Source organism: Actinoplanes sp. NPDC048791 (genome assembly GCF_040650095.1).
Classification (GTDB): domain Bacteria; phylum Actinomycetota; class Actinomycetes; order Mycobacteriales; family Micromonosporaceae; genus Actinoplanes.
In genome coordinates this window covers 1-20,886 of the sequence record NZ_JBEZGQ010000031.1, presented here as the reverse complement: position 1 = coordinate 20,886, position 20,886 = coordinate 1, and the positions used below count along the sequence as shown (strand labels likewise).

Genomic DNA, 20,886 nt, shown 5'->3' with positions numbered 1-20,886 from the left:
GTTCATCCGGCCCAGGCCACCCGGCGGCACGGGCCGGCGCGGCTCGGTGCCGCCGGACGACACGACCACACAACCGGAGGCGGCGGCGACCAGCACTCCGGCGAGCAGCCCCCGGACGAGTCTCTGCGCGTTCACGGTCGGACCGGCCGGCCGGTCACGAGCCGTCGGACGCGGTACGCCCACCGGGGCCGTACGGCGAGACCTGGCTCTCGGGGACCGGGCTGTCACCGGTCTTGTCGTGGCTGCCGCCCGGCGGACTCGTCGGGTTCGCGTCCTCGGTGCGCTGCTTGCTGGTCGGCGACTCGCCGCTGCGGCGCAGTTCCGGCTGCTGAGGATTGGTCATGGTGGGCTCCTTTCCGTTGCCGGAGCGCCTACCCGATCCGCGGGGGGATATGTGTCCCGGATGTCTCACAGGTCCCGTCGGCGGCGAAGAGCCCGGCCACCTGACCCAGCTGCAACACCTTGCGGACCTGCGACGACGGTTCCCGCAGTACGAGGCGGCCACCTCGGCGCCCCACCGCGTCCCGCACGTACAGCAGGGCGGTGATGCCGGCCGCCCCGAGATAGTCCACGCCGGCCAGGTCGAGCACCAGCACCAGCGGAGAACGCCCGGCGACGAGCTGGTCGGTGTGCTCGGTCAGAGCTGGTGCAGTGTCCTGGTCGAGCTCACCGCACGCCCGGACGACAGTCACCGCGCCGTCCTCGACGGTGCTGAGCGTGAACGTCGGCGCGCCCTGGGCGGGGCGGACGGAGATGAGTGACGGCTGGGACATCAGCGCCTCCTGTGTGGAGGATGGGCGCGGGGCAGGGGACACCGCACGGCTCACGTCCGAACCGCCTCAGAGTCTAACCCTGACGAGGCGTTGACGCAGCTGACCTCCCCCTCAGGAGGGTAAGGTGAACCTCAGCCGGTGATGGCCGTAGCTGGTTGCTGACCCGTGACGAGAGGCCGGCGCGCATGGTCGCCGAATCCGAGACCGGCAACATCCTCGCCTACGGCGGGCTGGTCACCCTGCTGGTCGACTCGCCGCAGCTCGACGGCTTCCTGGAGCAGGTGATCCGGCTGGCCGCCGAGGTGGTGACGCCCGCCGCGGCCGGTGGCATCACCTTCGACCGCGAGGGACGCCCGGTCACGGCCGCGACCAGTGCGCCGCTCGCCGCGCAGGTGGACGAGGTGCAGTACGGCGCCGACAGCGGCCCCTGCCTCGACGCGCTGCGCGGGGGTGAGGTGGTCGCGGCGGACGACCTGGCCACCGAGACCCGCTGGCCGGACTTCGCGTCGTTCGCCGTCGCCCACGGCCTGGGCAGCTCACTGTCGCTGCCACTACGGGTGGGCGACCGCACGATCGGCGCCCTCAACCTGTACGCCCACGAACCGGCTGCCTTCCGCGGCGCCGCCCGCCGGCACGCCGAAGCGTTCGCGGTCCAGTGCGGAGCGGCCCTCACCGTGGCGCTGCGCCAGTCCGACGCCGCCGTGCTGCGCCGTCAGCTGACCGAGGCGATGGCCGCGCGCAGCGTCATCGACCAGGCGTTGGGCATCCTGATGGCTCAGCAGCGCTGCACGGCGGAGCAGGCGTTCGACCTGCTGCGCCAGGCGTCCCAGCACCGCAACCGCAAGCTGCGCGAGGTGGCCGCGGAGCTGGTCACCAAGGTGAGCGGGGGTCCGCCTCAGCCGCCGGCGCCGTTCCACGCGGTCAGCCAATGGCTGGAGGACGCCTGAGGGCGGGTGTCAGCCGCCGCGGTGCAGCTCCTGCGTGGTGACGGTCAGCGTCACGACGCCTTCCTCGCCCGTCGTGGTGACGTCGGCGATCTGGGACCCGTCGGCGTACCAGGCCTTGGCGAACAGGCCGCTGCTGCCCGCCCGCAGATAACCCTCGGACATCAGCCGGACCGCCCCGTCATCCGCCCCGTCGCCGGACAGGTCCGGCCGGATCCCGGTGCCGGGCATCTCGACCGCGGTGACGGTGCCGACCTCGTCGCTCGCCGCGTCGATGACGGTCATGCCGGTGCTGACCTGGGCGATCGGCAGCGGATGGTCCGGCCTGCCGGGACCGGTGGATCGAAGTGGCTCCATCAATGCCGGTTGCCCGGACACGGACGTGTCAAACCGGTGACTGTCCCGCCGGATCCGGGGCATACGGCCAATGTGCCGCAGAGCAGGCCGGCGACCGGCGGCCGTGACCGAGAACTGGAGGAGAACATGAGCCACAAGACCTTCACCGAGGTCCAGGAGCTGCTTGAAGACCTGGACTTTCCCGCCGACAAGGACGCCATCGTCGCGCACGCCACGCAGCGCGCCGGGTCCGCAGACGATGCGGCTGTCCGGGCACTGCGGGCCATGCCGCTGGCCTCGTACCGGAACATGTCCGAGGTGCGCAGCTCGGTGGACCTGGGACCGGACGAGACGCCGGACTGAGGGCGTACCGCTGGGGTCAGCCGGTCAGGCCGCAGTTGACCATGCCGAGCTCGGCCCCGGCCGGGGTGTGCCCCTGCACGTCCGGCCGGGGCCGGGCCAGCCCGAACTGCTCCAGCAGGCCCGCGATCTGCAGCACCCGGTAGGTCATCGGGGTGGGGTCGGTCAGGAACAGCCGGCATTCCAGCTGCCGGGCGTCGGCCTGGCAGCGCAGCAGCGCCTCGATGCCGGCGGCGTCCAGGAACGTCACGCCGGAGACGTCCACGCCGATGTCCCGGGGAGGTTCGCGGCGCAGCACGTCGATCAGGCACTGCTGGAGGTGCCGGGCGCTGATCTCGTCGACGTCGCCGGAGATCAGCAGCCGCAACGGGCCGTCGTCGTCGGCGTGGCGGATCTCGATCAGCGGGCAGCGGTCGTCGTGCCGGGATGCGGCTGAGGCCTCGGCGAGCATGGACACACTCCAGGAATAGGCACCTGCGGGGTGCCCTCCCTGCTGAAGGCTCGCCTTGCACGGTATCGCCGGACGGTTGCGGATGACCAGTACAGGATCAGGTTGCGGAGCGCGGCGGCTGCTGGGCCCGGTCGACCAGGGCCGCCGCCACGTCGCGCAGCTTGCGGTTGGAGTCCTGCGACAGTTTGCTCATGATCCGGAACGCCTCGTCGGCGGTGCACCGGCGCTCGCCCATGATGATGCCCTTGGCCTGTTCGATCACCGCCCGGCTCTCCATCGCCGCCTGCATGTGCTGGGCCAGGGTGGCCGTGACGTCGTACAGGTGGGCGTTGGCCAGGGCCACCGCCGCGTAGCCGGCGAACGTCTGACCGAGGATGATCGCGTCTTCGTCGTACGTGTCGGGCTTGAGAGCGTAGACGTTCAGCGCGCCGCTCACCGTGTCGTGGATCGGCAGCCCGATCGACAGGGAGCTGTTGACCCCGGCCTCCCGGGCCCGGGCCGCCCAGTCCGGCCAGCGGCTCTCGGTGGCCATGTCCGGCAGCGAGAGGCTGTCGCCCGACACGGACGCGTCCAGGCAGGGACCGTGGCCCTTGTTGTACTGCGATTCGTCCAGCGCGACAGCCAGCTCGCCCGTGAAGGCAGCCGTGTACGCGCCCTTGCCCCGGACCAGGGTCACGGAGACCTCGTCGGTGCCGGGGATGGTGCGTTTGGCCAGCTGGGCGATCTTGTTGAGCACGCCGTCGATGTCGGTCTCGCTCAGCTTGATCCGGCCGAGCTCGGCGAACGCGTCGGTCGGGTCCATGGGCTGTCTGTCGGTCATGAGCTTTGCGTCCTCGGGTTGTGCACGTCACCGCGTCGCCGGTGCGGGTCGTGCGCTGTTTACTTCCGGACTCCCGGTGGTCGGCATCCGGGGTCGCGCCGCTTCATGACGCTTGCGCCGTCGCCGGTGCGGGCGGGGGAACGCAGAGGTCCAGGTTAGCGGGCTCCGGCGGTTCCGCAGCAGGGCCGCGGGACCGCCACTTCAGAAAGTCCGCTGGTACAGCGAGCACCCGCGGCAGACCTCCGGCGGTTCGTCGCCGGCCAGCCGGCGCCGGAATTCCCGGTACGCGGGCCCGTGCCAGATCTCCGGGAAGCTCTGCTCGTCGAGGCGGCCCAGGGTGACCCGGTCGTCGCCCATGACCATGCAGCAGGGCTGGACGACCCCGGCGCTCGTGACGTACGCGGCCTCCCACGGCCACGAACACCCCCGGCCGCGCCCCGCCTGGGCCGGTGGCGCCGGTCCCAGTGCCGGGAGCCGCAGCTTGAGCCCGTGCTCGCGGGCCAGCCGGGCCGACTCGGCGAACATCGCGGCGGCCCGTTCCAGGTCGGCTCCGGTCCAGAGTGCCTGGTCGGCGGTGAAGGTGCGGATGCCCTCGTACCGGCCGGCCGGGTCGGTGTCGGAGAAGTTGTGGGACAGGTTCTGCACGTGGAGCTCGTCGACGCCGATCCCGCCCAGCAGCGCGACCAGGGCGGGCAGCTCGCCCACGTTGTCGCGCATCGCCACGAACACCACCCGGATCCACGGGGTGGCGCTGTCCGCCGCCCGCTTGGCCCGGACCAGCCCGGCCAGATTGGCGAGCACGGTGTCGAAGTGCGCGCCGTCGCGGATGGCCTCGTACGCGCCGGCGTGCGCGCCGTCCAGGGAGACGTGCAGCCAGTCGACCCGGCTCTCCACGAGCTCCCGGGCGCGCCGCGCGGTGAGCAGGGTGGCGTTGGTGTTGAAGCCGACGGTGATCCGCCGGGCGACCGCGGTCCGGATCATCTCCGGCAGGTGCGGAGACAGCAGCGGCTCACCGAGGCCCTGCAGCGTCAGTCTGCGCAGCCCGGGCACCTCCCCGACCAGCCGGTGGAACAGCGGCAGCGCCATGGCCCCGGCCAGCTTGTTCACCGGCGGGCGGTAGCGCACCAGGCACATCATGCAGCGCAGGTTGCAGGCGGAGGTGATCTCCAGTTGCAGGTGCGGCGGCAGCGGGGGCGCCTCGAGGGTGGCCGGCATGGGCGCGGAGTGCCCAGCGGTGCCGGTTGGAAACGTGTCACCGGCCCGGCGGCCACCGGGGGCCCCGGCCGGGCTACTTTGATAGAGGGTCAAGCCAAGTGCCCGTCGATTTTACTGACGGGAGAGGTATGTCCAATTCAGGTCAGCTGCCGCGCCGTCCGGCTCCCGATGTCGCGGACATCCCGGCCCCGAGCGACGGCACGCCCACCCCGGCGGCCACCGCGCAGGTCATCGCCCAGGACGGTTCGGTCATCGCCGCCGGCGCGATCGGCGGTCCCGTGCTGGGTGCGCTGGCCCACGCCAGCAGCCCCCGGCTGGTCTTCGGCGTGGTCGGGGTCGTGGCGCTCGGTCTGGCCGCCGCCGTGGTGCTGACTCCCTCCCGTAAGCACACGCCGCAGAATGGGACGCTGCGCCAGGCGTTGCGTCAGCCGGCGGTACGCGTGGGGGCCTGGCTCACCGTCCTGCCGGCCATGTACTTCGGTGTCGCCGGTGTCCTGGTCCCTCTGCGCCTCGACGAGCTGGGACTCGGCGCGACCGGGGTCGCCGTGGTGTTCCTCTGCGCCGCCGCGGTGGAGGCCGCGGGCAGCCCGCTGGTGGGTCGGCTCTCCGACCGCTTCGGTCGGCTGCTGCCGCTGCGGGCCGGTCTCGGCGGCGTGCTGGGCGGCTGCCTGCTGCTGCCGCTGCCGGGCCGGGCCGTGCTGCTGGGCGTGGTGGTGGTGTTCGCGGCGGCCATGAGCGGGATGCTGATGACCCCGGCGTCCGCGCTGCTGTCCGACGGAGCCGAGGCGTCCGGCCTGCCCCAGGGGCTCGCTTTCGGGCTGTTCAACTTGGCGTGGGCGGCAGGCCAGGGCATCGGCTCGGCGGGTGGATCACGCTTCGCCGAGAGCGTCGGTGACACTGCGTCGTATCTGGCGGTTGCTGTCCTGAGCGCGGCGACGCTGGCCGTGCTGATCGTCCGGGCGCCCACAGGAGTGCGCTGACGCACCCCTGCCAGCGGATTCGCTGTCCACGATGGTCGTGGCCACGGTCTGGCCGACGGCTCGGGCGACGGACGTGGCAGCGCGACAGCGATCAAGCGGTCAGGCCGTTCGGAAGGACGGCCGTATGTCAATCGGGTGGCGTCGACCGGGACTCTGCGGCCCCGAAATGCCCGGCGGAGTGCGGCACCCGGCCGGTCACCCGTTGCCACAGCCAACCCGACGGGACGGATCGTCCGGTCAGAACGTACTCGCTGATGGCATGGTGGGTCATGGTGTCGAGCAGGGACCGGCGCGCCGAGGGTCGTCCGACGAACAGGAGCTGGTCGCCGGGCGCCAGGATGATGTCGCCGTTCGGGCCGAGGGTGCTCTCGGAGTTCCGTTGCAGCAGCAGCGGCACAGCGGCGAGGGGCCTGCTCCGGTCCTGCGGGCTGTTCAGCATGTTCCCCAGCCGGGCGTCGCCCGCATGCAGCCAGGAGACAAGGGCGGGCGCGTCGTGGTCGTTCAGGGTGACCTTCCAGACGCTGCCGAGGCGCCGGCCGCACTGCTGACGGAGGCGGCCGATGACTTCTGCGGCCCAGTCGTCGCCACGTGCCGGCATGTTCTGCAGGAAGCGCCACAGCAGCGGGGTGCTCAGCTGGGCGTAGACCTCCCGCGCCACCATCTCGGTCGGCACCAGCAGCCGGTCGACGTCCATCGCCGCGAACAGCGGTGCGCTGGCGGGCCGGTTCTGCCGCGAGGCGATGAACAGTGCGGGGTTGACCTGGCGGGCAGCGGCGATCAGGGACAGGTTCGTCGTGTCGTTGTCGGTGCCGGCGACGAAACCCACCGCCTGCTCCAGGCCGGCGCGCGCCAGCACGGCGGGCTCGGATGCGTCGCCCACGACGACCGTGGTGCCCGCCAAGGCGTCCGGCTGCCGGTCCAGGATGACCACGTCCAGGCCCTCGGCGCGCAGGTCCTCGGTGAGCTTCCTGCCGAAACGGCCGTAGCCGCAGATGACCCAACGTCCGGCCCTCGGCAGCCGGCCCGGCTCGGGCAGATCGGCGCCCGGGCCGCTCTCCAGCCAGGACATCAGCTGGTACGACGCGGGGGAGCGCAGGGCGAGCCCCAGGTGGTCGCCGAAGCGGTCGAACGGGTTGACGACCGTCGGTGAGCCGAAGGCCCGCATCCGGTGCTCGATCGCGGGCGAGATGGTCCGGGCGATGACCGGTAGGTCCGGGCGGACGAGAGCGGCGGTCATCGCGACGACCAGGTTGACCTCGTCGTTGTCGGTGAGTGCCAGCACTCCTTCACACCGGGGGTGCTCCAGACCGGCGACGGCCAAGGTGTGCGGGTTGCCGGCGTCTCCGGCCAACCCGGGTACGTCGGCGTGGTACGAGTCGACGTCCAGCGAGTCGACGCGTTCCCCGGACATGTCGAGCACGACGAAGCGCCGGCCGATGGCGTCCAGCGAGCGACCGAGCAACTGGCCGGTTTGTCCGTACCCGATGATCAGCAGGAACGGCTCGCGCAGCCTGCTCACCGTACGGGTGAAGCGCTGCAACCGCAGCGCCTGCCGGAACGCCCGGTCCTGCAGCAACGTGAGCAGCGACCCGATGGCGTACGCCCACCCGATCACCGTGAGGTAGATGGCGGCCATCACCCACAGTCGCTGAGCGCCGGTGAACGGTTGGGGAATCTCGCCGTACCCGATCGTGGTGGCCGTGTAGCTCATGAAGTAGAACGCGTCGAAGAACCCCATCCGGGTGGGGTGTCCGGCGGCGTCCCGGCCGGGGATCAGGGTCAGGCCCAGCACACTGACTGCGAAGATCGTGATCAGGACGATCAGCGGGGCCCGCATGCGGCGCAGGATCAGGAAGACCGTGGACGACGTCTCCGCTGACCGGGCGGAGAACGCCCGCCGGGGTCGCCAGTGCCGCCGGTCGTCGCGGTCCCGGAACCGGTGCTGCCTCGCCGAATCGGCCACGACTCCTCCCGTCACCGGCGGTGGAACGACACGGTCTCGATCACCAGGAGTACGACCGAGACGAGATTGGCCAGCAGTGCGCCCCCGGACAGCGACACGACGCTGGCCATCGCCGCCCCGTCGAGGCCGCTCGACGCGATCTGGGTGGCGTACCCCCAGGCCAGCGCGGCGGCGATCAGCTGCAGGTCGGCGACGAGGCTGGTGGCCAGGTGCACCGCCCCGATCTGGGTACGGTCGCCGAATTTCAGCACGGTCGCGATGAGACTGACCACGATCGCCGCGAACAGCTCGTACACGTTGTGCAACGACGGGTCGGACAGGTCGCCGATGAAGAACCCGAAGTTGAGCGTCGCGGCCAGCAGCACGAAGAAGCCGAAGATCACCTTTTCGAGACTCATGCGTGCCTCCTCCGGGTCGGAAGCTCACGCTAGCTCGATACCGCCTCAGCCGCTGCGGGACGCCCGCGCCGGCGACCACGGCGAACGTGGCGACATCCTGACGTATCGAGCGGCCGCCCTGGAAATGCCGGAACGCCTGTACGAGGCGACCGCCGCCGTCACCAGGGCTGCTGTCACCGGTGGCCGGTGGGACGGAGAAGCACGGCGTACAGGTCACGGGAGCCTGGCTCGTGGACGTTTCCGTCGGCATCACGTCCGAGCGGAGCCGACTCGCCGGTGGATGGGAAGTACCAGACCTCCTCCACATCAGCCAGTGGTGAGCAGTCGTCCCCTCCTGTTTCGTCCAGGCCGACGATGACGACGGCCTCGCCGGGAAGGTCGGCCAGAATGTTGCGCAATTCCGCGACGGTGATCGTCCCGAGGGTGAGCATCGGATCCACGCGCGCATTCTGATCCCGAACGTACGTGTTGTCCTCGGGCACACTGTCTCCGCTCGCTGTGACGTCACCATGATGTGTCGCTGTTTGACGATAAATGCCGAGGCTGCACGAGGTGTGCCGCCTTCTCTGCTCCGGTCCAGCCCGGCACGGGCCGTCCTTGATCGAACCAGGCCGTCACCCAGCTTTGTCATACGCCCGACCAGCCATGGGCTCGGGGCGGCGGCCGAGGCAACGAACCCGTCCGCATCGATCCGCGCGACCGCCGGGAACGCGGCTCAGGTGTTGTCCACCAGGTAGAACAGAGTGCTGGTCAGGATCACGCCGAGCAGGCCGGTCAGCACCATCAGGATGATGAAGGCGACGGTGTGGCTGCGTTTCTCGCCCGAGGGGGGCACCGGTGCGGGCAAGGACGGAGTCGGCCGGGCCATCGCGGCCGGGGGCGTCGATCGAGGGCTCGACGGGGCCAGGGGCGTCCGGTGTGGTCTCGGGACAGGGACCGGCGCGATGCCGAGCAGGGTCTCGAGGAGCTGGCGTGCGGTGGGCCGGTCCTCGGGCCGCTTGGTCAGTGCCTGGGCGACCAGGTCGCGCAGTACGCCGGTGAGGCCGGTCAGGTCGGGAGGCTGAGTTGCGATGCGCAGGGCTGTTGCCGGCGGCGTGTTCGCGGTGAAGGGAGTGCGCCCGGTCGCCGCGTAGGTCACGAGCACGCCCCAGGCGAAGATGTCCGCGGCTGCGGTCACCGGGCCACCCGCGGTCGTGTCGAACGACTCGGGTGCCATGTACTGAACCGTGCCGATCATCTGCCCGCTCGCGGTGTGCTGGCTCGTGTGGTCCAGTGAGCGGGCGACACCGAAGTCGATGATCTTGATACTACCCAGAGTGATCAGGACATTGTCAGGTTTGAGATCCCGGTGGACCACCCCGGCCTGATGGATCGCGACGAGCGCCCCGGTGACGCCGATGATCACACCGGGCAGCGCATCCGAGCTGAGTGGACCGTTCTGCTGAACCTCCGCGGCGAGGCTCGGACCGGAGACATAGTCCACCACCAGGTAGGGCGGATCATGGTCGGAGTCGGCGTCGAGCACTGCCGCGGTGCAGAACGACGGCACCTGGCGCAGCCGGTTCACCTCGCTGCGGAAGCGGCCCCGCAGTGTGCTGTCCCACGCGTACTCGGTGCGGATGGTCTTCACGGCGACCCGTCGCCCGTTGCGCCCGCGGCCGAGATACACCGTGCCCATCCCGCCCGTACCCAAGCGGCCGACCAGCTCATAGTCGCCCAGACGGGTGGGATCGCCGGCGCGCAAGGGCGTGATCATTTCCCTCCCTGCCGGTCGCGGGGCGCTGAGGTGATCGAGGCTACTCGCCGGCCGTACCTGCTACCGGGAACGGGTCGAGCTCGGCTCGCCCGGGTGTTCGTCGCCGGCTCCTCGCACCCACCGTTCCGGGGTTCAAGGGCTCCCAACCGCCGTTACATGGCCGGTCATGTAACGGGCGGTTTGTTCCGGCGCCGCCGGGCCGGGGCCGGCAGAGGCGGCTTGCGGGCGGCGTGCCCGACGATCAACGCGGATGCCAGGACGAGCCCAGCGGGCAGCAACCACACCGCGACGCTGTCCTGCCGCTGGGGGGCGGCCTCGGCGGTGTTGACGGGATCGTCGACACCGCTGGGGGTTGGTCCGGTTGTCGCGCCGGTCGCGTCGGGTTTGTCGCCGTGGCTGGTCTGGGCCAGCAGTTGCGGGTCGGGTCCGTTCGTCGGTGCGGTCCAGCCGGCGGGGGCCGGCGTGGCCGGGCCGTTGTAGTGGAACTTGACGCTGCCCTTCACCGCCTCGCCGTCGGAGGCCACGGACACATAGCTGGCGACATAGTCGCCTTTCTCCGGCCAGTGTGCGACCGGCACCATGGCAGGAAAGCCCGTGTGGTAGAGATGCGGCTCCCACTTGCCGTCGACGAGTGAGTACTCCTGTACCGGTTTGTCGAGCCGGATCGGCTGCCCACCGCTCCAGCCGTTGTCGACCCGGCCACCGCCGGGCGCGGTCACCGTGAAGTAGGCGTGGGACGCCGGCCGCTCGGTGAAGTACAACTCGATGCGCTCGAGCGGATCGTTGACGATCGTGTTCGTCAGCGGCTTCGACACGGCGAGCTGTCCGTGAGCGCGGGCCGGCGTAGCGGGAAAGGTGAGGCCGGCCGTGGCGAGGACGAGGACCACCGCCGTGCGGGTCAGATATCGGTGGGCAGTGGCCGGCACTGAGCGCATCGATTCATGATGGTCTTTCCCATCCGACCGGACAAGACGTAAAGTTCAGCTCCCAAACGAAAAGGTCCGGCAACTGTCCTCTGTCGTACGGAGTCCGTCATTGCGCAGCGCCCGCGTACGCTGGCCGATCCTGGCCGTTGCCGTCCTGCTCGCCGTCACCGGCTGCGGCGGTGATGGGCCCACCACCGCAGCGGCTCCACCGGCCGCGGCCACCACGGCGGCATCCGCCTCCACTGTGGCCGATCCGACGATCAGCGTGAGTCCGCCCGCGCCGCCGCCGGCCGTTTCTGCCGTCGACAAGGAGATCGTGGTGACGGTGGTCGACAAGAAGGTGACGCCACCGACCAGCCGGATCGAGGTTCGTCGAGGTGCGGCAGTGCGGATCACCGTGACCTCGGACGTGCCCGACGACCTGCACGTGCACGGTTACGACCTGACGAAATCGTTGCCCGCCGGTCAGCCTGCGTCGATCGAGTTCCGCGCCGACCAGAGCGGTTTGTTCGAGGTGGAAACCCACGACACCCACCTGGTGCTCTTCCAGCTCGTGGTGCGCTGAGCGATGGAGGCGCCCGCGCGGCTGCTGGCGCATGGCGTCGGCGGCCGGCAGGATCTGCCCATCACGCTGACTGCGCTGGTCATCGGTGCCGTACTCGCCCTGATCATCTCCTTCATCGTGCTCGGCGCCATGTGGCGCCGGCCGCGGCTGGATCGCGATGGCACCGCCGGTCGACCTGCACCGATCTGGCTGCGGGCCTGGGCCGACTCGTCGGCGTGGCGGTGGACCTTGCGACTGGTCGGCCTGGCCCTGCTCGGCTACTTCGGCATCGGCCTGCTCGCCGGCGCCGACAGCGCCGACAATCCGACCGCAGGCGCCCTCTACGTGCTGCTGTGGGTCGGCATCGCGCCCGCGTCGCTGCTGTTCGGCCCGGTCTGGCGCGCGGTGAATCCGCTGCGCACCCTGCACCGGCTGGCCGCCGTGGCGCTTCACCGCGACCCCGCTGCCGGGCGGCGACCGATCCCGGTACGCATGGGACTGTGGCCGGCCGCGGTCGGCCTGTTCGCGTTCGTGTGGCTGGAACTCGTCGCACCCGAGCGGGCCACGCTGCCGGTCATCACCGCCTGGCTCGCCGGGTATCTGCTGGCCATGACCGTCGGTGCCGTGCTGTACGGGTCGGGCTGGTTCGAACGCGGCGACCCGTTCGAGGTCTACAGCACCCTCGTCGGCCGGCTCGCCCTCCTCGGGCGCCGCGCCGATGGTGTCCTGGTCTGGCGTAACCCGCTCGACGGCATCGCCGGCGTCGCGGCCGCGCCCGGCCTGGTGCCGTTCGTGACCGTACTCCTCGGTTCGACGATGTTCGACAGCCTGTCCAACGCGCCGTTCTGGCTGCGTTTCGTGCAGGAGAACGGCTTGCCCGCACCGGTGACCGGCACCGTCGGCCTGGTCGTGGTCATCGCCGTCGTGGCCGCCGCCTACAGCGCCGCAACCGTCACCGCCGGCCGCCGCGCCGGCCGTGACGACAAGGCAGTACCGAGACAACTGGCGCACTCGATCGTGCCGGTCGCCGTCGGATACATCATTGCCCACTACTACTCGCTGCTGGTCCTGGAAGGTCAACGCACCGTCGTACTCGCTGCCGACCCGCTCGGCACCGGCGCAAACTGGCTCGGCACCCGAGACTGGGAGATCAGGTCCGGCTGGATCACCCCGACCGGTGTCGCGTTGCTGCAGATCACGGTGATCGTCATCGGGCACCTGCTCGGCACCGTGCTCGCCCACGACCGCGCCCTGCGCCTGTTCCCGCGCAAGCGGGCCGTGGCCGGGCAGATACCGCTGCTGGTGCTCATGGTCGCCTACACAGTCACAGGGCTACTGCTGCTGTACGCGGGCTGACCGGAACGGAACCTTGCCTGACTGCCGACAACGATGAGTCTTTCGGCCGGGCGCCCAGGCCGAACACGAGTCAGCGGCCCACCACCTCCGACCGACAATCACACCAACGCCAAGGGTCCATCTTGGGCCTGGGGAGCGGGGGCTAGGGGAGCGCCGCTGCGGCGGTACGGTGAGTGTAGGACCACCAGCCTAGGATGCTTTAGCGGTGGTGAGGCGCACGTCATGGGCCAGCCGATCCGGCGGAGCGGCACCGAACCCGCTGTGCACGACCGACAATGAGTCACCTCAACAGCCAAGCGGCGACCGCGCGTCCCGCGAGTCCGACTGACAGACAAGGACAGCTCATGAGCGCATCCCGTACCGCGGTCGTCACCGGCGGCATGAGCGGCCTTGGCGCGGCGGCCGCTATCCGCCTGGCCGCCGACGGCATCAAGGTCCTCACCCTGGACATCGCCGACGGCGCCGACCTGCACGTCGACGTCACCGACGCGGGCGCTGTGCGAGCCGCCGCGGAACAGACCGGCCCCGTCGACATCCTGATCAACTCGGCCGGCATCGTCGGCCCGAACGCGCCCCTGTGGGAAATCCCGCTCGACGGCTGGGCCCGCACCTTCGCCGTCAACGTCAACGGCACCCTGCACACCTGCCAGGCCTTCGTACCGGGCATGCGCGAACGCGGCTGGGGACGCGTCGTCAACATCGCCAGCATGGCCGGCAAGGACGGCAACCCCAACATGTCGCCGTACTCGGCCTCGAAGGCCGCCGTCATCGCCCTCACCAAGTCTCTCGGCAAGGAACTCGCCACGAGCGGCGTCCTGGCCAACGCCATCGCCCCGGCGGTGATCGAGACCCCGATGAACGCCAGCACCGGAGCGGAAGCGCTGGCCCACATCACGAGCCTGATCCCGATGAGGCGGGTCGGCCGGCCCGAAGAGGTCGCCGAGCTGATCGCATGGCTCGTCTCTGACAAGGTCAGCTTCTCCACCGGCGCCGTCTACGACATCAGTGGCGGCCGCGCCACGTACTGATGATGGTGCATGATTCTCGGCCACCTGAGGTACCGATCCGGACTCGTGCTGGGGAGTGCGATCCACTGGGCGTCGCCCTGGTGCCCGCTCGGGAGGGCTGCGCCGGCGTCCGCGCATATGTCATGGACGTCGACAGGGCCGAGGCCGCATCATCGCTTGGTGACCGGCTCCGACCGTGACCTGTTCGCATCCTTGACCCCGGACGAACGCGCGCTGTGGGCCTGGGTGGCCCCGCAGCTGGACGCCGCCGACATCGAGGAGATCGCCGAAGCCGACTACGGCGCCGACGTGCCCGAATACCGTCGGGCGCTGACCGACCTGGTGCACAGCCCCGGGCTGCCCGATGACCTCAGAAGGGATCCCGCCGAGGTCCTGGCCCTGACCCGGTGGACAACGCCGGCCGGCCGGCGCGACCACCTCCGGCGACTGTTCGCCTGCACGCTCCTGGTCCGGGCAGTGACTGCCGCCGGCAACCCGGTGGACTCTCTCGCCCCGTTGGTGGACTCGGCCTGGGAACTCGGAGAACCGGCCCGCGATGCCGCATTGCGCTTTCTGGCCTGGTGCCGGCTGAACCTACCGGGCGACTGGCGCGATGATCCGTCCGCGCCGGTGTTCCTGACCCTCGCCGTGCTGCTGCTGTCGGCGGAAACGGCGACCGCGGCAGCGCTGGCGGCGGTCCTGGTCGAGGAACTGGACGTAGTGCTGACCGACCCGGAACTGCCGTGGCGGCGACGTCCCCGGTCACCCCTGTACGTCCGCCGCGACAGCGACTCCGCCTCCACCCGCCGGCTGTGGTCGGCGCTCGTGACCCGCTGCCTGGTGGACAACCCCGCGGTCGTCGATCCCCGGCTGACCGCGCTCGGCAGAGCCCTCGATGGCAACGCCGCCACCCCCATCACCGAACTCCGCGCCCTGTTCACCGGCACGACGTAGCGCGAGGGATGTTGGTAAGAAATATGCCTCGCCGACGTCACGGGCGGGGTTCCGGGCTCTTGACCGCGAGCGTCTGATTGCGTAGACATGATAGCGCAGTCATACAGGCTGTGGCCCGACGGTGGGAGGCGCCATGACGCGACTGACGAGGCAGGGCGGAAGCCCTGCGCCGCCGCGCAGCGTGGACGTCGCGCGGCTGGCCGGCGTCTCCCAGAAGACGGTGTCCAGGGTCCTCAACGACGAGCCGTATGTCTCGGCCGACGTGCGCCGGCGGGTCCTGGACGCCGCTGAGCAGCTCGGCTACCGGCGCAACCAGGCGGCCCGGGCGTTGGCCTCGGGGCGGACCCGGTCGATCGGCGTGGTGACGCTCGGCAGCGCCTTGTACGGGCCGGCGTCGCTGCTCGTGGGCATCGGGCGGGCGGTCCGGGAGGTGGGCTACACGCTGCGGGTGGCCGACACGATCGAGGGCGACCCGGGCGGCATCGCGGGCGCCCTGGCGTCGCTGCTGGACCAGGGCGTGGACGGCGTCGTCATCTCCGAGCCGATCGACGAGGGGGTCGGCCTGATCAGCGTCGACGTGCCGGTCCTGGTCCTCGGCGCGCCGTCCACCTTCGCGGCGCCGCAGGTGGTGACCGCCAGGGTCGGCGCGGGCCTGCTCGCGCGGGCCGCGACCGAGCACCTGCTGGAGCTGGGGCACTCGACCGTCCATCACCTGGCCGGTCCGCAGCGGTGGTATTCGGCACGGGACCGTCTCGCCGGTTGGCGCGAGACGCTGCGAGCCCACGGCGCGGACGAGCCGCCGGTCGTCGAGGGCGACTGGTCGGCCGCGTCCGGCTACGCGGCCGGCCGGGAACTGGCCGGCGACGGCACCGTGACCGCGGTGTTCGCCGCGAACGACGACATGGCGATCGGTTTCATCCGCGCGCAGCTCGAGGCCGGGCGCCGGGTGCCCGAGGACATCAGCGTCGTCGGGTTCGACGACATCCCGGTCGCCGCTTACGTCAGCCCCCCGCTCACCACCGTGCGGCAGCCGTTCGACGAGGTCGCGCGGCAGGGCCTCGCGCTGCTGGTACACGTCATCGAGAAGCCGGATGTCGAGCTTCCACCGGCGGCCGACCAACCGGTCGAGCTCGTCGTCCGCGCCTCGACGGCGCCACCACCGCTCCGGCCGATCCCGGGACGTGGCCGCCGAGCGATCCCTCATGCCCACGGCGGCCCGCACGGTCAGCCCGCCGGCGGCGAAGTCCCCTCCACCCAGCCCTGATCAGCTTCGATCTGTCCACCTACGGCGGCCCGTCACCCGAGGCCCGCACCGGCCGTCGCTGACGAGCGGCGGTAACACCCGCGCGGATGCGCACCTCTCTCGGTACCCCCTGTCCTCAGCACGCCGTTGCCCGGCGCGCCGGTCCACCCTGCCCTTTGACGGGAGTTCACCATGGCCATATCGTCCCGACAGTTCCCGGTAAGCCGCCGAACCTTGCTCGCCTCGGCCGGAGCGGTGTCGTTGAGTGCCGCGCTGGCCGCGTGCGGCGGCGACGACGACAAAGGCGGCGGTGCCTCCGCCGCCGCGGCGGTGAGCCAGGCCGACATCGACAAGGCGATGTCGACCGCGACCGAGCTGACGTTCTGGACCTGGGTTCCGGACATCGCGCAAGAGGTGGCGCTGTTCGAGAAGAAGTACCCGGCCGTCAAGGTCAAGGTGGTCAACGCCGGCCAGGGCGCCCCGGAGTACACCAAGCTGCGCACGGCGTTGCAGGCCGGCACCGGCGCTCCCGACGTGGCGCAGATCGAGTTCCAGTACATCCCGACCTTCACCATCACCGACAGCCTCCTGGACCTGCGCCCGTACGGCGTGGCGGCGCTGAAGGACAAGTTCGTGGACTGGACGTGGGCGCAGGTCAGCGGGCCCAACGGCGAGGTCTGGGCGATCCCGCAGGACACCGGTCCGCTGGGCATGCTGTACCGCAAGGACATCTTCGACCGGTACGGCATCCAGGTCCCGACGACCTGGGACGAGTTCGCTGCCGCGGCCCGCAAGCTCCATACCGCCGACCCGAAGGTCTACCTGACCAACTTCGCGCCGAGCCAGCCCGCCGCGTGGCACGGGCTGGTGTGGCAGGCAGGCGGCAAGCCCTACGTGAAGTCCGGCAAGAGCACCATCGCCATCCACGTCAACGACACGACGTCCCAGAAGCTCGCCGCGTACTGGGGCGGGCTGGCCAAGGAGGGCGTCGTCGGGACCGAGCCGGACTTCACCGATCCGTGGTTTGCCGCGCTCAACAGCGGCAAGTACGCCACCTGGCTCACCGCGGCCTGGGGACCGGTCTTCCTCTCCGGCTCGGCGAAGTCCACCTCGGGCAAGTGGCGCGCCGCCCCGCTGCCGCAGTGGGACGCGTCCACGCCGCAGTCGGGCAACTGGGGCGGTTCGACGAGCGCGGTCATCAAGTCGACCAAGAACCCGATCGCGGCGGCGGTGTTCGCCCAGTTCCTCAACTCCGACCCGGACAGCGCCAAGCTGTTCGCCACCAAGCAGTTCCTGTTCCCGGCGACGAAGGCGCTGCTCGCCGACCCCGGCTACCTCGGTGACACCCCCGCCTTCTACGGCGGCCAGAAGGTCAACGAGCTCTTCGCCGGGATCAGCAGCACTGTCAACACCACTTTCCAATGGCCGCCGTTCCTCGACCGGGTGGAGACGGACTTCAAGGAGACCGTCGGCAAGTCCCTCACCGACAAGACCGACGCCGTCACCGCGCTCGACCAGTGGCAGACCCGGATCACCACCTTCGCCAAGGGCCAGGGCTTCACCGTCCAATCGCAGCCGGCGGGTTCCGCGGCCGGCGCCGGCCGCGGGACCCGGCACCCTCGACCGAAAGGCCCGACGATGAGTGTCATCACCGCACGGTCTTCCCGGCGCACGGCCGGGCCGCTGTTCGTCGCCCCGTTCCTGCTGTTGTTCGTGCTGCTCTTCCTCGCCCCGCTCGGCTACGCCGCCTACCTGAGCCTCTTCGAGCACAAGCTCATCGGGGGTACGACGTTCGTCGGGCTGGACAACTACGTCACCGCCGTCAAGGACCCGCAGCTGATCCACGGCGTGCTACGGGTCGCGACCTTCTTCGTGATCCAGGTGCCGGTGATGCTGGTCCTGGCCCTGCTCTTCGCGCTCGCGCTGGACAGCGGCCTGGTGCGGCTGGCACGTGTGGTCCGGCTGGGCATCTTCGTGCCCTACGCCGTACCGAGTGTGGTCGCCTCGCTCATGTGGGGCTACCTGTACGGGCCGGACTACGGCCCGTTCGCCCAGTTGGGCAAGGCGTTGCACGTGCCGGTCCCGCACTTTCTGAGCAGCGAGTGGATGCTCGGCAGCCTGGGGAACATCGTGACGTGGGAGTTCGTCGGGTACAACATGATCATTCTCTACGCCGCACTGCGCGCCATACCGTACGAGCTCTACGAGGCGGCCGCGGTCGACGGCGCCGGCGCGTGGCGGATCGCCTGGTCCGTCAAGATTCCCGCGTTGCGGCCGGCGCTCATGCTCACCCTGGTGTTCTCGGTCATCGGCAGCTTCCAGCTCTTCAACGAGCCGAACCTGCTGCAACGCCTCGCCCCCGGGGTCATCGACAGTGCCTACACCGCCAACCTGTACGCCTACTCCCTCGCCTTCATCAACCAGCAGCTCAACTATGCGGCCGCGGTGTCGTTCCTCCTCGGGCTGGTCATCGTGATCGTCTCCTACGCCGTCCTGCTCACCGCGAACCGCAGGAGGACCTCATGACCACCACCGCCCCGGCCGTTCCGAGCGTCGCGGCGACCGGCCGGGCCCGCACCGCCAGGCGGCGCCGGTCGCCGGGCAGGCGGCGCAGCACCCCGCTGACCATCGCCATGCTCGCCGCCCTGGCCTACTTCCTGCTGCCGCTGTTCTGGTTGGCGGTGGCCTCGACGAAGAGCACGCAGGACCTGTTCAGCACGTTCGGACTGTGGTTCTCCGGGTCACCGCAACTGCTGTCGAACATCCGGGCGACGCTGACCCACGACCACGGGATCTTCCTGCACTGGATGCTCAACACCATGCTGTACGCGGTCGTCAGCGCGGTCGGGGCCGCGCTGCTGGCGGCCGCCGCGGGGTACGGGTTCGCCAAGTTCCGGTTCCGGGGCGACCGCGCCGGATTCAACCTGGTGCTCGGCGCCATCATGGTGCCGACCACCGCCCTGGCGATACCGACGTACCTGCTGTTCGCGAAGGTCGGCCTGGTCAACACGCCTTGGGCCGTGATCCTGCCCTCGCTGGTCAGCCCCTTCGGCATGTATCTCATGCGCGTCTACGCGCAGGACGCCGTCCCGGACAGTCTCATCGAGGCCGCCCGCATCGACGGCGCCGGCGAGGCTCAGATCTTCTTCCGGATCGCCCTGCGGCTGCTGGCTCCCGGGCTGGTGACCGTCGTGCTCTTCACCCTCGTCACGACCTGGAACAACTACTTCCTCCCGCTCATCATGCTCAGCGACCCCGGCCTGTACCCGATCACCGTCGGCCTCTCCTCCTGGGCCGCCCAGACCGCAGGGGGCGGATCCGGTGCGAACAGCGACACGGTCGTGCTCGTGGTGACCGGGTCCATGCTCTCGATCGTCCCGCTCGTCGTGGCCTTTCTGCTGCTGCAGCGGTACTGGCAGAGCGGGCTGGCCACCGGCAGCGTCAAGCAATGACCAACCGCTCCACTTCGGAGGTTCCCCCATGGCGGTGCTCCCCGCCCGCGTCCTCTTCGGCGCCGCGTACTACGTCGAGTACCAGCCCTTCGAACGGCTCAAGACCGACCTCGACCTGATGGTCGACGCCCGCTTCACCGTCATCCGGGTCGGCGAGTCGGTCTGGTCGACTTGGGAACCGGAGAACGGACGGTTCAACCTCGAGTGGCTCCAGCCGGTGCTCGACGGCGCACACGAACGCGGCATCTCCGTCATCCTCGGCACGCCCACCTACGCCGTGCCGCCGTGGCTCGCCCGGCAGTACCCGGAGATCGCCGGCGAGCGGGCCACCGGGCAGCGCATCGGATGGGGCGCGCGGCAGGAGGTCGACTTCACCCACCCGGGCTTCCGGTTCCACGCCGAGCGGGTCATCCGGCAGATCGTCGGCCGGTACGCCGGCCACCCCGCGGTCATCGGGTTCCAGGTGGACAACGAGCCCGGCAACGAACTGCTGCACAACCACGGCGTCTTCCAGCGATTCGTGGACCACCTGCGCACCACCTACGGCGACGTCGAGACCCTCAACCGCGAATGGGGCCTGGTCTACTGGTCGCACCGCCTCTCCACCTGGGCGGACCTGTGGACCCCGGACGGCAACGCCCAGCCCCAGTACGACGTCGCCTGGCGGGCGTTCCAGGCCCGCCAGACGACCGAGTTCATCGGCTGGCAGGCCGGCATCGTCCGGGAGTACGCGCGCGGCGACCAGTTCGTCACCACGTGCCTCTCCTACACCCGGCCCGCGATGCACGACGACGAGCTGACCGAACGCCTCGACGTCGTCGCCGGCAACCCGTACTACGTCATGCAGGACGCCCTGGCGCTGCCTGACCGCGACCACGACGACGTCGAACAGCGCTGGAAGACCACCGGGGTGTGGGCGCTGTACCAGACCGCGGACCGGATGTTCTCGTCGCGCCAGGCGCCGTTCCTGGTCACCGAGACCAACGCCATGTCCATCGGCAAGCCGTGGGACAACCGGCCGGCGTACGACGGCCAGTGGCGGCAGGCGGCCTGGGCGCTCGTGGCGCGCGGGGCACGGATGATCGAGTACTGGCACTGGCACACGCTGCACTTCGGCACGGAGACCTACTGGGGCGGGATCCTTCCGCACAGCGGCCGGCCGGGCCGCACGTACGCGGAGCTGTCCCGCCTCGGCGCGGAACTGGACGCCGCCGGCTCGCTCGTCGCCGCCCTCGAACCCGACGCCGACATCACGATGGTCTACTCGATGCCGAGCAAGTGGCTCATGCAGAAGTACCCGCCGCTGTCGGCCGCGGACGGGGGACCGGACGCCGCGGCGTACCACGGCATCTTCGATCCCTTCTACCGCGGCGCATTCGACGCCGGCCGGCAGGTGCGCATCGTCCAC

Annotated in this window: 22 protein-coding genes; 11 read left to right on the top strand and 11 right to left on the bottom strand. The window is 70.4% G+C overall.

Features of this window, described 5'->3' with window-relative positions; all coding sequences use genetic code 11:
• Positions 1–154 precede the first annotated feature (154 nt).
• The gene (locus AB0C29_RS04775) at positions 155–343 is read right to left on the bottom strand and encodes a hypothetical protein (protein WP_360815166.1); all 189 of its coding nucleotides are present in this window, start codon (positions 341–343) and stop codon (positions 155–157) included.
• 28 nt (positions 344–371) lie between these two features.
• Complete coding sequence (locus tag AB0C29_RS04770; RefSeq protein WP_360815163.1) at positions 372–773, bottom strand: STAS domain-containing protein; 402 nt, start codon at positions 771–773, stop codon at positions 372–374.
• A 185-nt stretch (positions 774–958) separates the two neighbouring features.
• Between AB0C29_RS04770 and AB0C29_RS04765 the strand changes: the two genes are divergently transcribed.
• On the top strand, positions 959–1,720 hold the full coding sequence (locus AB0C29_RS04765; RefSeq protein ID WP_360815160.1) for a GAF and ANTAR domain-containing protein: 762 nt from the start codon (positions 959–961) through the stop codon (positions 1,718–1,720).
• Between the two features lie 9 nt (positions 1,721–1,729).
• Here the strand turns inward: AB0C29_RS04765 and AB0C29_RS04760 are convergent, their stop codons facing one another.
• The gene (locus AB0C29_RS04760) at positions 1,730–2,074 is read right to left on the bottom strand and encodes a hypothetical protein (protein ID WP_360815157.1); all 345 of its coding nucleotides are present in this window, start codon (positions 2,072–2,074) and stop codon (positions 1,730–1,732) included.
• 126 nt (positions 2,075–2,200) lie between these two features.
• On the opposite strand from AB0C29_RS04760, the gene AB0C29_RS04755 reads away from it, so the two are divergent.
• Positions 2,201–2,416, top strand: coding sequence for a DUF2795 domain-containing protein (locus tag AB0C29_RS04755; protein ID WP_360815154.1), 216 nt, complete (start codon positions 2,201–2,203; stop codon positions 2,414–2,416).
• Positions 2,417–2,432: 16 nt separating this feature from the next.
• On the opposite strand, the gene AB0C29_RS04750 is transcribed toward AB0C29_RS04755, so the two are convergent.
• From AB0C29_RS04750 to AB0C29_RS04740, 3 genes are all read right to left on the bottom strand, one after another.
• Positions 2,433–2,864 (bottom strand): STAS domain-containing protein, encoded by a 432-nt coding sequence (locus AB0C29_RS04750; protein WP_360815151.1) that lies wholly within the window; start codon positions 2,862–2,864, stop codon positions 2,433–2,435.
• Between the two features lie 97 nt (positions 2,865–2,961).
• Positions 2,962–3,684 (bottom strand): GAF and ANTAR domain-containing protein, encoded by a 723-nt coding sequence (locus tag AB0C29_RS04745; RefSeq protein WP_360815148.1) that lies wholly within the window; start codon positions 3,682–3,684, stop codon positions 2,962–2,964.
• A 201-nt stretch (positions 3,685–3,885) separates the two neighbouring features.
• Positions 3,886–4,899, bottom strand: coding sequence for a radical SAM protein (locus AB0C29_RS04740; protein ID WP_360815145.1), 1,014 nt, complete (start codon positions 4,897–4,899; stop codon positions 3,886–3,888).
• Between the two features lie 128 nt (positions 4,900–5,027).
• On the opposite strand from AB0C29_RS04740, the gene AB0C29_RS04735 reads away from it, so the two are divergent.
• Positions 5,028–5,879, top strand: a complete 852-nt coding sequence (locus AB0C29_RS04735) for an MFS transporter (protein ID WP_360815142.1) — start codon at positions 5,028–5,030, stop codon at positions 5,877–5,879.
• A gap of 127 nt (positions 5,880–6,006) precedes the next feature.
• Here the strand turns inward: AB0C29_RS04735 and AB0C29_RS04730 are convergent, their stop codons facing one another.
• From AB0C29_RS04730 to AB0C29_RS04710, 5 genes are all read right to left on the bottom strand, one after another.
• Entirely contained in the window at positions 6,007–7,842 is a 1,836-nt protein-coding gene (locus tag AB0C29_RS04730; protein ID WP_360815139.1) for an NAD-binding protein, read from the bottom strand.
• A gap of 11 nt (positions 7,843–7,853) precedes the next feature.
• A complete protein-coding gene (locus AB0C29_RS04725) occupies positions 7,854–8,240 on the bottom strand; it encodes a DUF6394 family protein (RefSeq protein ID WP_360815136.1) in 387 nt (128 codons plus the stop codon).
• 173 nt (positions 8,241–8,413) lie between these two features.
• On the bottom strand, positions 8,414–8,722 hold the full coding sequence (locus tag AB0C29_RS04720; RefSeq protein WP_360815134.1) for a hypothetical protein: 309 nt from the start codon (positions 8,720–8,722) through the stop codon (positions 8,414–8,416).
• A gap of 233 nt (positions 8,723–8,955) precedes the next feature.
• On the bottom strand, positions 8,956–9,996 hold the full coding sequence (locus AB0C29_RS04715; RefSeq protein WP_360815131.1) for a serine/threonine-protein kinase: 1,041 nt from the start codon (positions 9,994–9,996) through the stop codon (positions 8,956–8,958).
• Between the two features lie 164 nt (positions 9,997–10,160).
• The gene (locus AB0C29_RS04710) at positions 10,161–10,931 is read right to left on the bottom strand and encodes a copper resistance protein CopC (protein ID WP_360815128.1); all 771 of its coding nucleotides are present in this window, start codon (positions 10,929–10,931) and stop codon (positions 10,161–10,163) included.
• 100 nt (positions 10,932–11,031) lie between these two features.
• On the opposite strand from AB0C29_RS04710, the gene AB0C29_RS04705 reads away from it, so the two are divergent.
• From AB0C29_RS04705 to AB0C29_RS04670, 8 genes are all read left to right on the top strand, one after another.
• Positions 11,032–11,487, top strand: coding sequence for a hypothetical protein (locus AB0C29_RS04705; protein ID WP_360815126.1), 456 nt, complete (start codon positions 11,032–11,034; stop codon positions 11,485–11,487).
• Positions 11,488–11,490: 3 nt separating this feature from the next.
• Positions 11,491–12,822 carry a hypothetical protein gene (locus tag AB0C29_RS04700; RefSeq protein ID WP_360815123.1) on the top strand — a complete coding sequence of 444 codons (1,332 nt, stop codon included), beginning with the start codon at positions 11,491–11,493 and terminating at the stop codon, positions 12,820–12,822.
• A gap of 344 nt (positions 12,823–13,166) precedes the next feature.
• On the top strand, positions 13,167–13,850 hold the full coding sequence (locus AB0C29_RS04695) for an SDR family NAD(P)-dependent oxidoreductase (protein WP_360815120.1): 684 nt from the start codon (positions 13,167–13,169) through the stop codon (positions 13,848–13,850).
• A gap of 159 nt (positions 13,851–14,009) precedes the next feature.
• Positions 14,010–14,783 carry a hypothetical protein gene (locus AB0C29_RS04690; RefSeq protein WP_360815117.1) on the top strand — a complete coding sequence of 258 codons (774 nt, stop codon included), beginning with the start codon at positions 14,010–14,012 and terminating at the stop codon, positions 14,781–14,783.
• Positions 14,784–14,916: 133 nt separating this feature from the next.
• Positions 14,917–16,047 carry a LacI family DNA-binding transcriptional regulator gene (locus AB0C29_RS04685; RefSeq protein ID WP_360815114.1) on the top strand — a complete coding sequence of 377 codons (1,131 nt, stop codon included), beginning with the start codon at positions 14,917–14,919 and terminating at the stop codon, positions 16,045–16,047.
• Between the two features lie 240 nt (positions 16,048–16,287).
• Positions 16,288–18,552, top strand: a complete 2,265-nt coding sequence (locus tag AB0C29_RS04680) for an extracellular solute-binding protein (RefSeq protein ID WP_360815111.1) — start codon at positions 16,288–16,290, stop codon at positions 18,550–18,552.
• Positions 18,549–19,478, top strand: coding sequence for a carbohydrate ABC transporter permease (locus tag AB0C29_RS04675; RefSeq protein WP_360815108.1), 930 nt, complete (start codon positions 18,549–18,551; stop codon positions 19,476–19,478). The genes AB0C29_RS04680 and AB0C29_RS04675 overlap by 4 nt, the downstream gene beginning before the upstream one ends.
• Positions 19,479–19,506: 28 nt before the next feature.
• Positions 19,507–20,886 (top strand): beta-galactosidase (locus AB0C29_RS04670; protein WP_360815105.1); only part of this gene is annotated, 1,380 nt, incomplete at its 3' end.

Excerpts from the sequence above, each read along its gene's own strand:
- AB0C29_RS04735 (WP_360815142.1), top strand. The coding sequence starts at position 5,028 with ATGTCCAATTCAGGTCAGCTGCCGCGCCGTCCGGCTCCCGATGTCGCG.
- AB0C29_RS04695 (WP_360815120.1), top strand. The coding sequence starts at position 13,167 with ATGAGCGCATCCCGTACCGCGGTCGTCACCGGCGGCATGAGCGGCCTT.
- AB0C29_RS04725 (WP_360815136.1), bottom strand. The coding sequence starts at position 8,240 with ATGAGTCTCGAAAAGGTGATCTTCGGCTTCTTCGTGCTGCTGGCCGCG.
- AB0C29_RS04775 (WP_360815166.1), bottom strand. The coding sequence starts at position 343 with ATGACCAATCCTCAGCAGCCGGAACTGCGCCGCAGCGGCGAGTCGCCG.
- AB0C29_RS04760 (WP_360815157.1), bottom strand. The coding sequence starts at position 2,074 with ATGGAGCCACTTCGATCCACCGGTCCCGGCAGGCCGGACCATCCGCTG.
- AB0C29_RS04770 (WP_360815163.1), bottom strand. The coding sequence starts at position 773 with ATGTCCCAGCCGTCACTCATCTCCGTCCGCCCCGCCCAGGGCGCGCCG.
- AB0C29_RS04715 (WP_360815131.1), bottom strand. The coding sequence starts at position 9,996 with ATGATCACGCCCTTGCGCGCCGGCGATCCCACCCGTCTGGGCGACTAT.
- AB0C29_RS04700 (WP_360815123.1), top strand. The coding sequence starts at position 11,491 with ATGGAGGCGCCCGCGCGGCTGCTGGCGCATGGCGTCGGCGGCCGGCAG.
- AB0C29_RS04750 (WP_360815151.1), bottom strand. The coding sequence starts at position 2,864 with ATGCTCGCCGAGGCCTCAGCCGCATCCCGGCACGACGACCGCTGCCCG.
- AB0C29_RS04765 (WP_360815160.1), top strand. The coding sequence starts at position 959 with ATGGTCGCCGAATCCGAGACCGGCAACATCCTCGCCTACGGCGGGCTG.
- AB0C29_RS04685 (WP_360815114.1), top strand. The coding sequence starts at position 14,917 with ATGACGCGACTGACGAGGCAGGGCGGAAGCCCTGCGCCGCCGCGCAGC.
- AB0C29_RS04675 (WP_360815108.1), top strand. The coding sequence starts at position 18,549 with ATGACCACCACCGCCCCGGCCGTTCCGAGCGTCGCGGCGACCGGCCGG.
- AB0C29_RS04710 (WP_360815128.1), bottom strand. The coding sequence starts at position 10,931 with ATGCGCTCAGTGCCGGCCACTGCCCACCGATATCTGACCCGCACGGCG.
- AB0C29_RS04755 (WP_360815154.1), top strand. The coding sequence starts at position 2,201 with ATGAGCCACAAGACCTTCACCGAGGTCCAGGAGCTGCTTGAAGACCTG.
- AB0C29_RS04740 (WP_360815145.1), bottom strand. The coding sequence starts at position 4,899 with ATGCCGGCCACCCTCGAGGCGCCCCCGCTGCCGCCGCACCTGCAACTG.
- AB0C29_RS04745 (WP_360815148.1), bottom strand. The coding sequence starts at position 3,684 with ATGACCGACAGACAGCCCATGGACCCGACCGACGCGTTCGCCGAGCTC.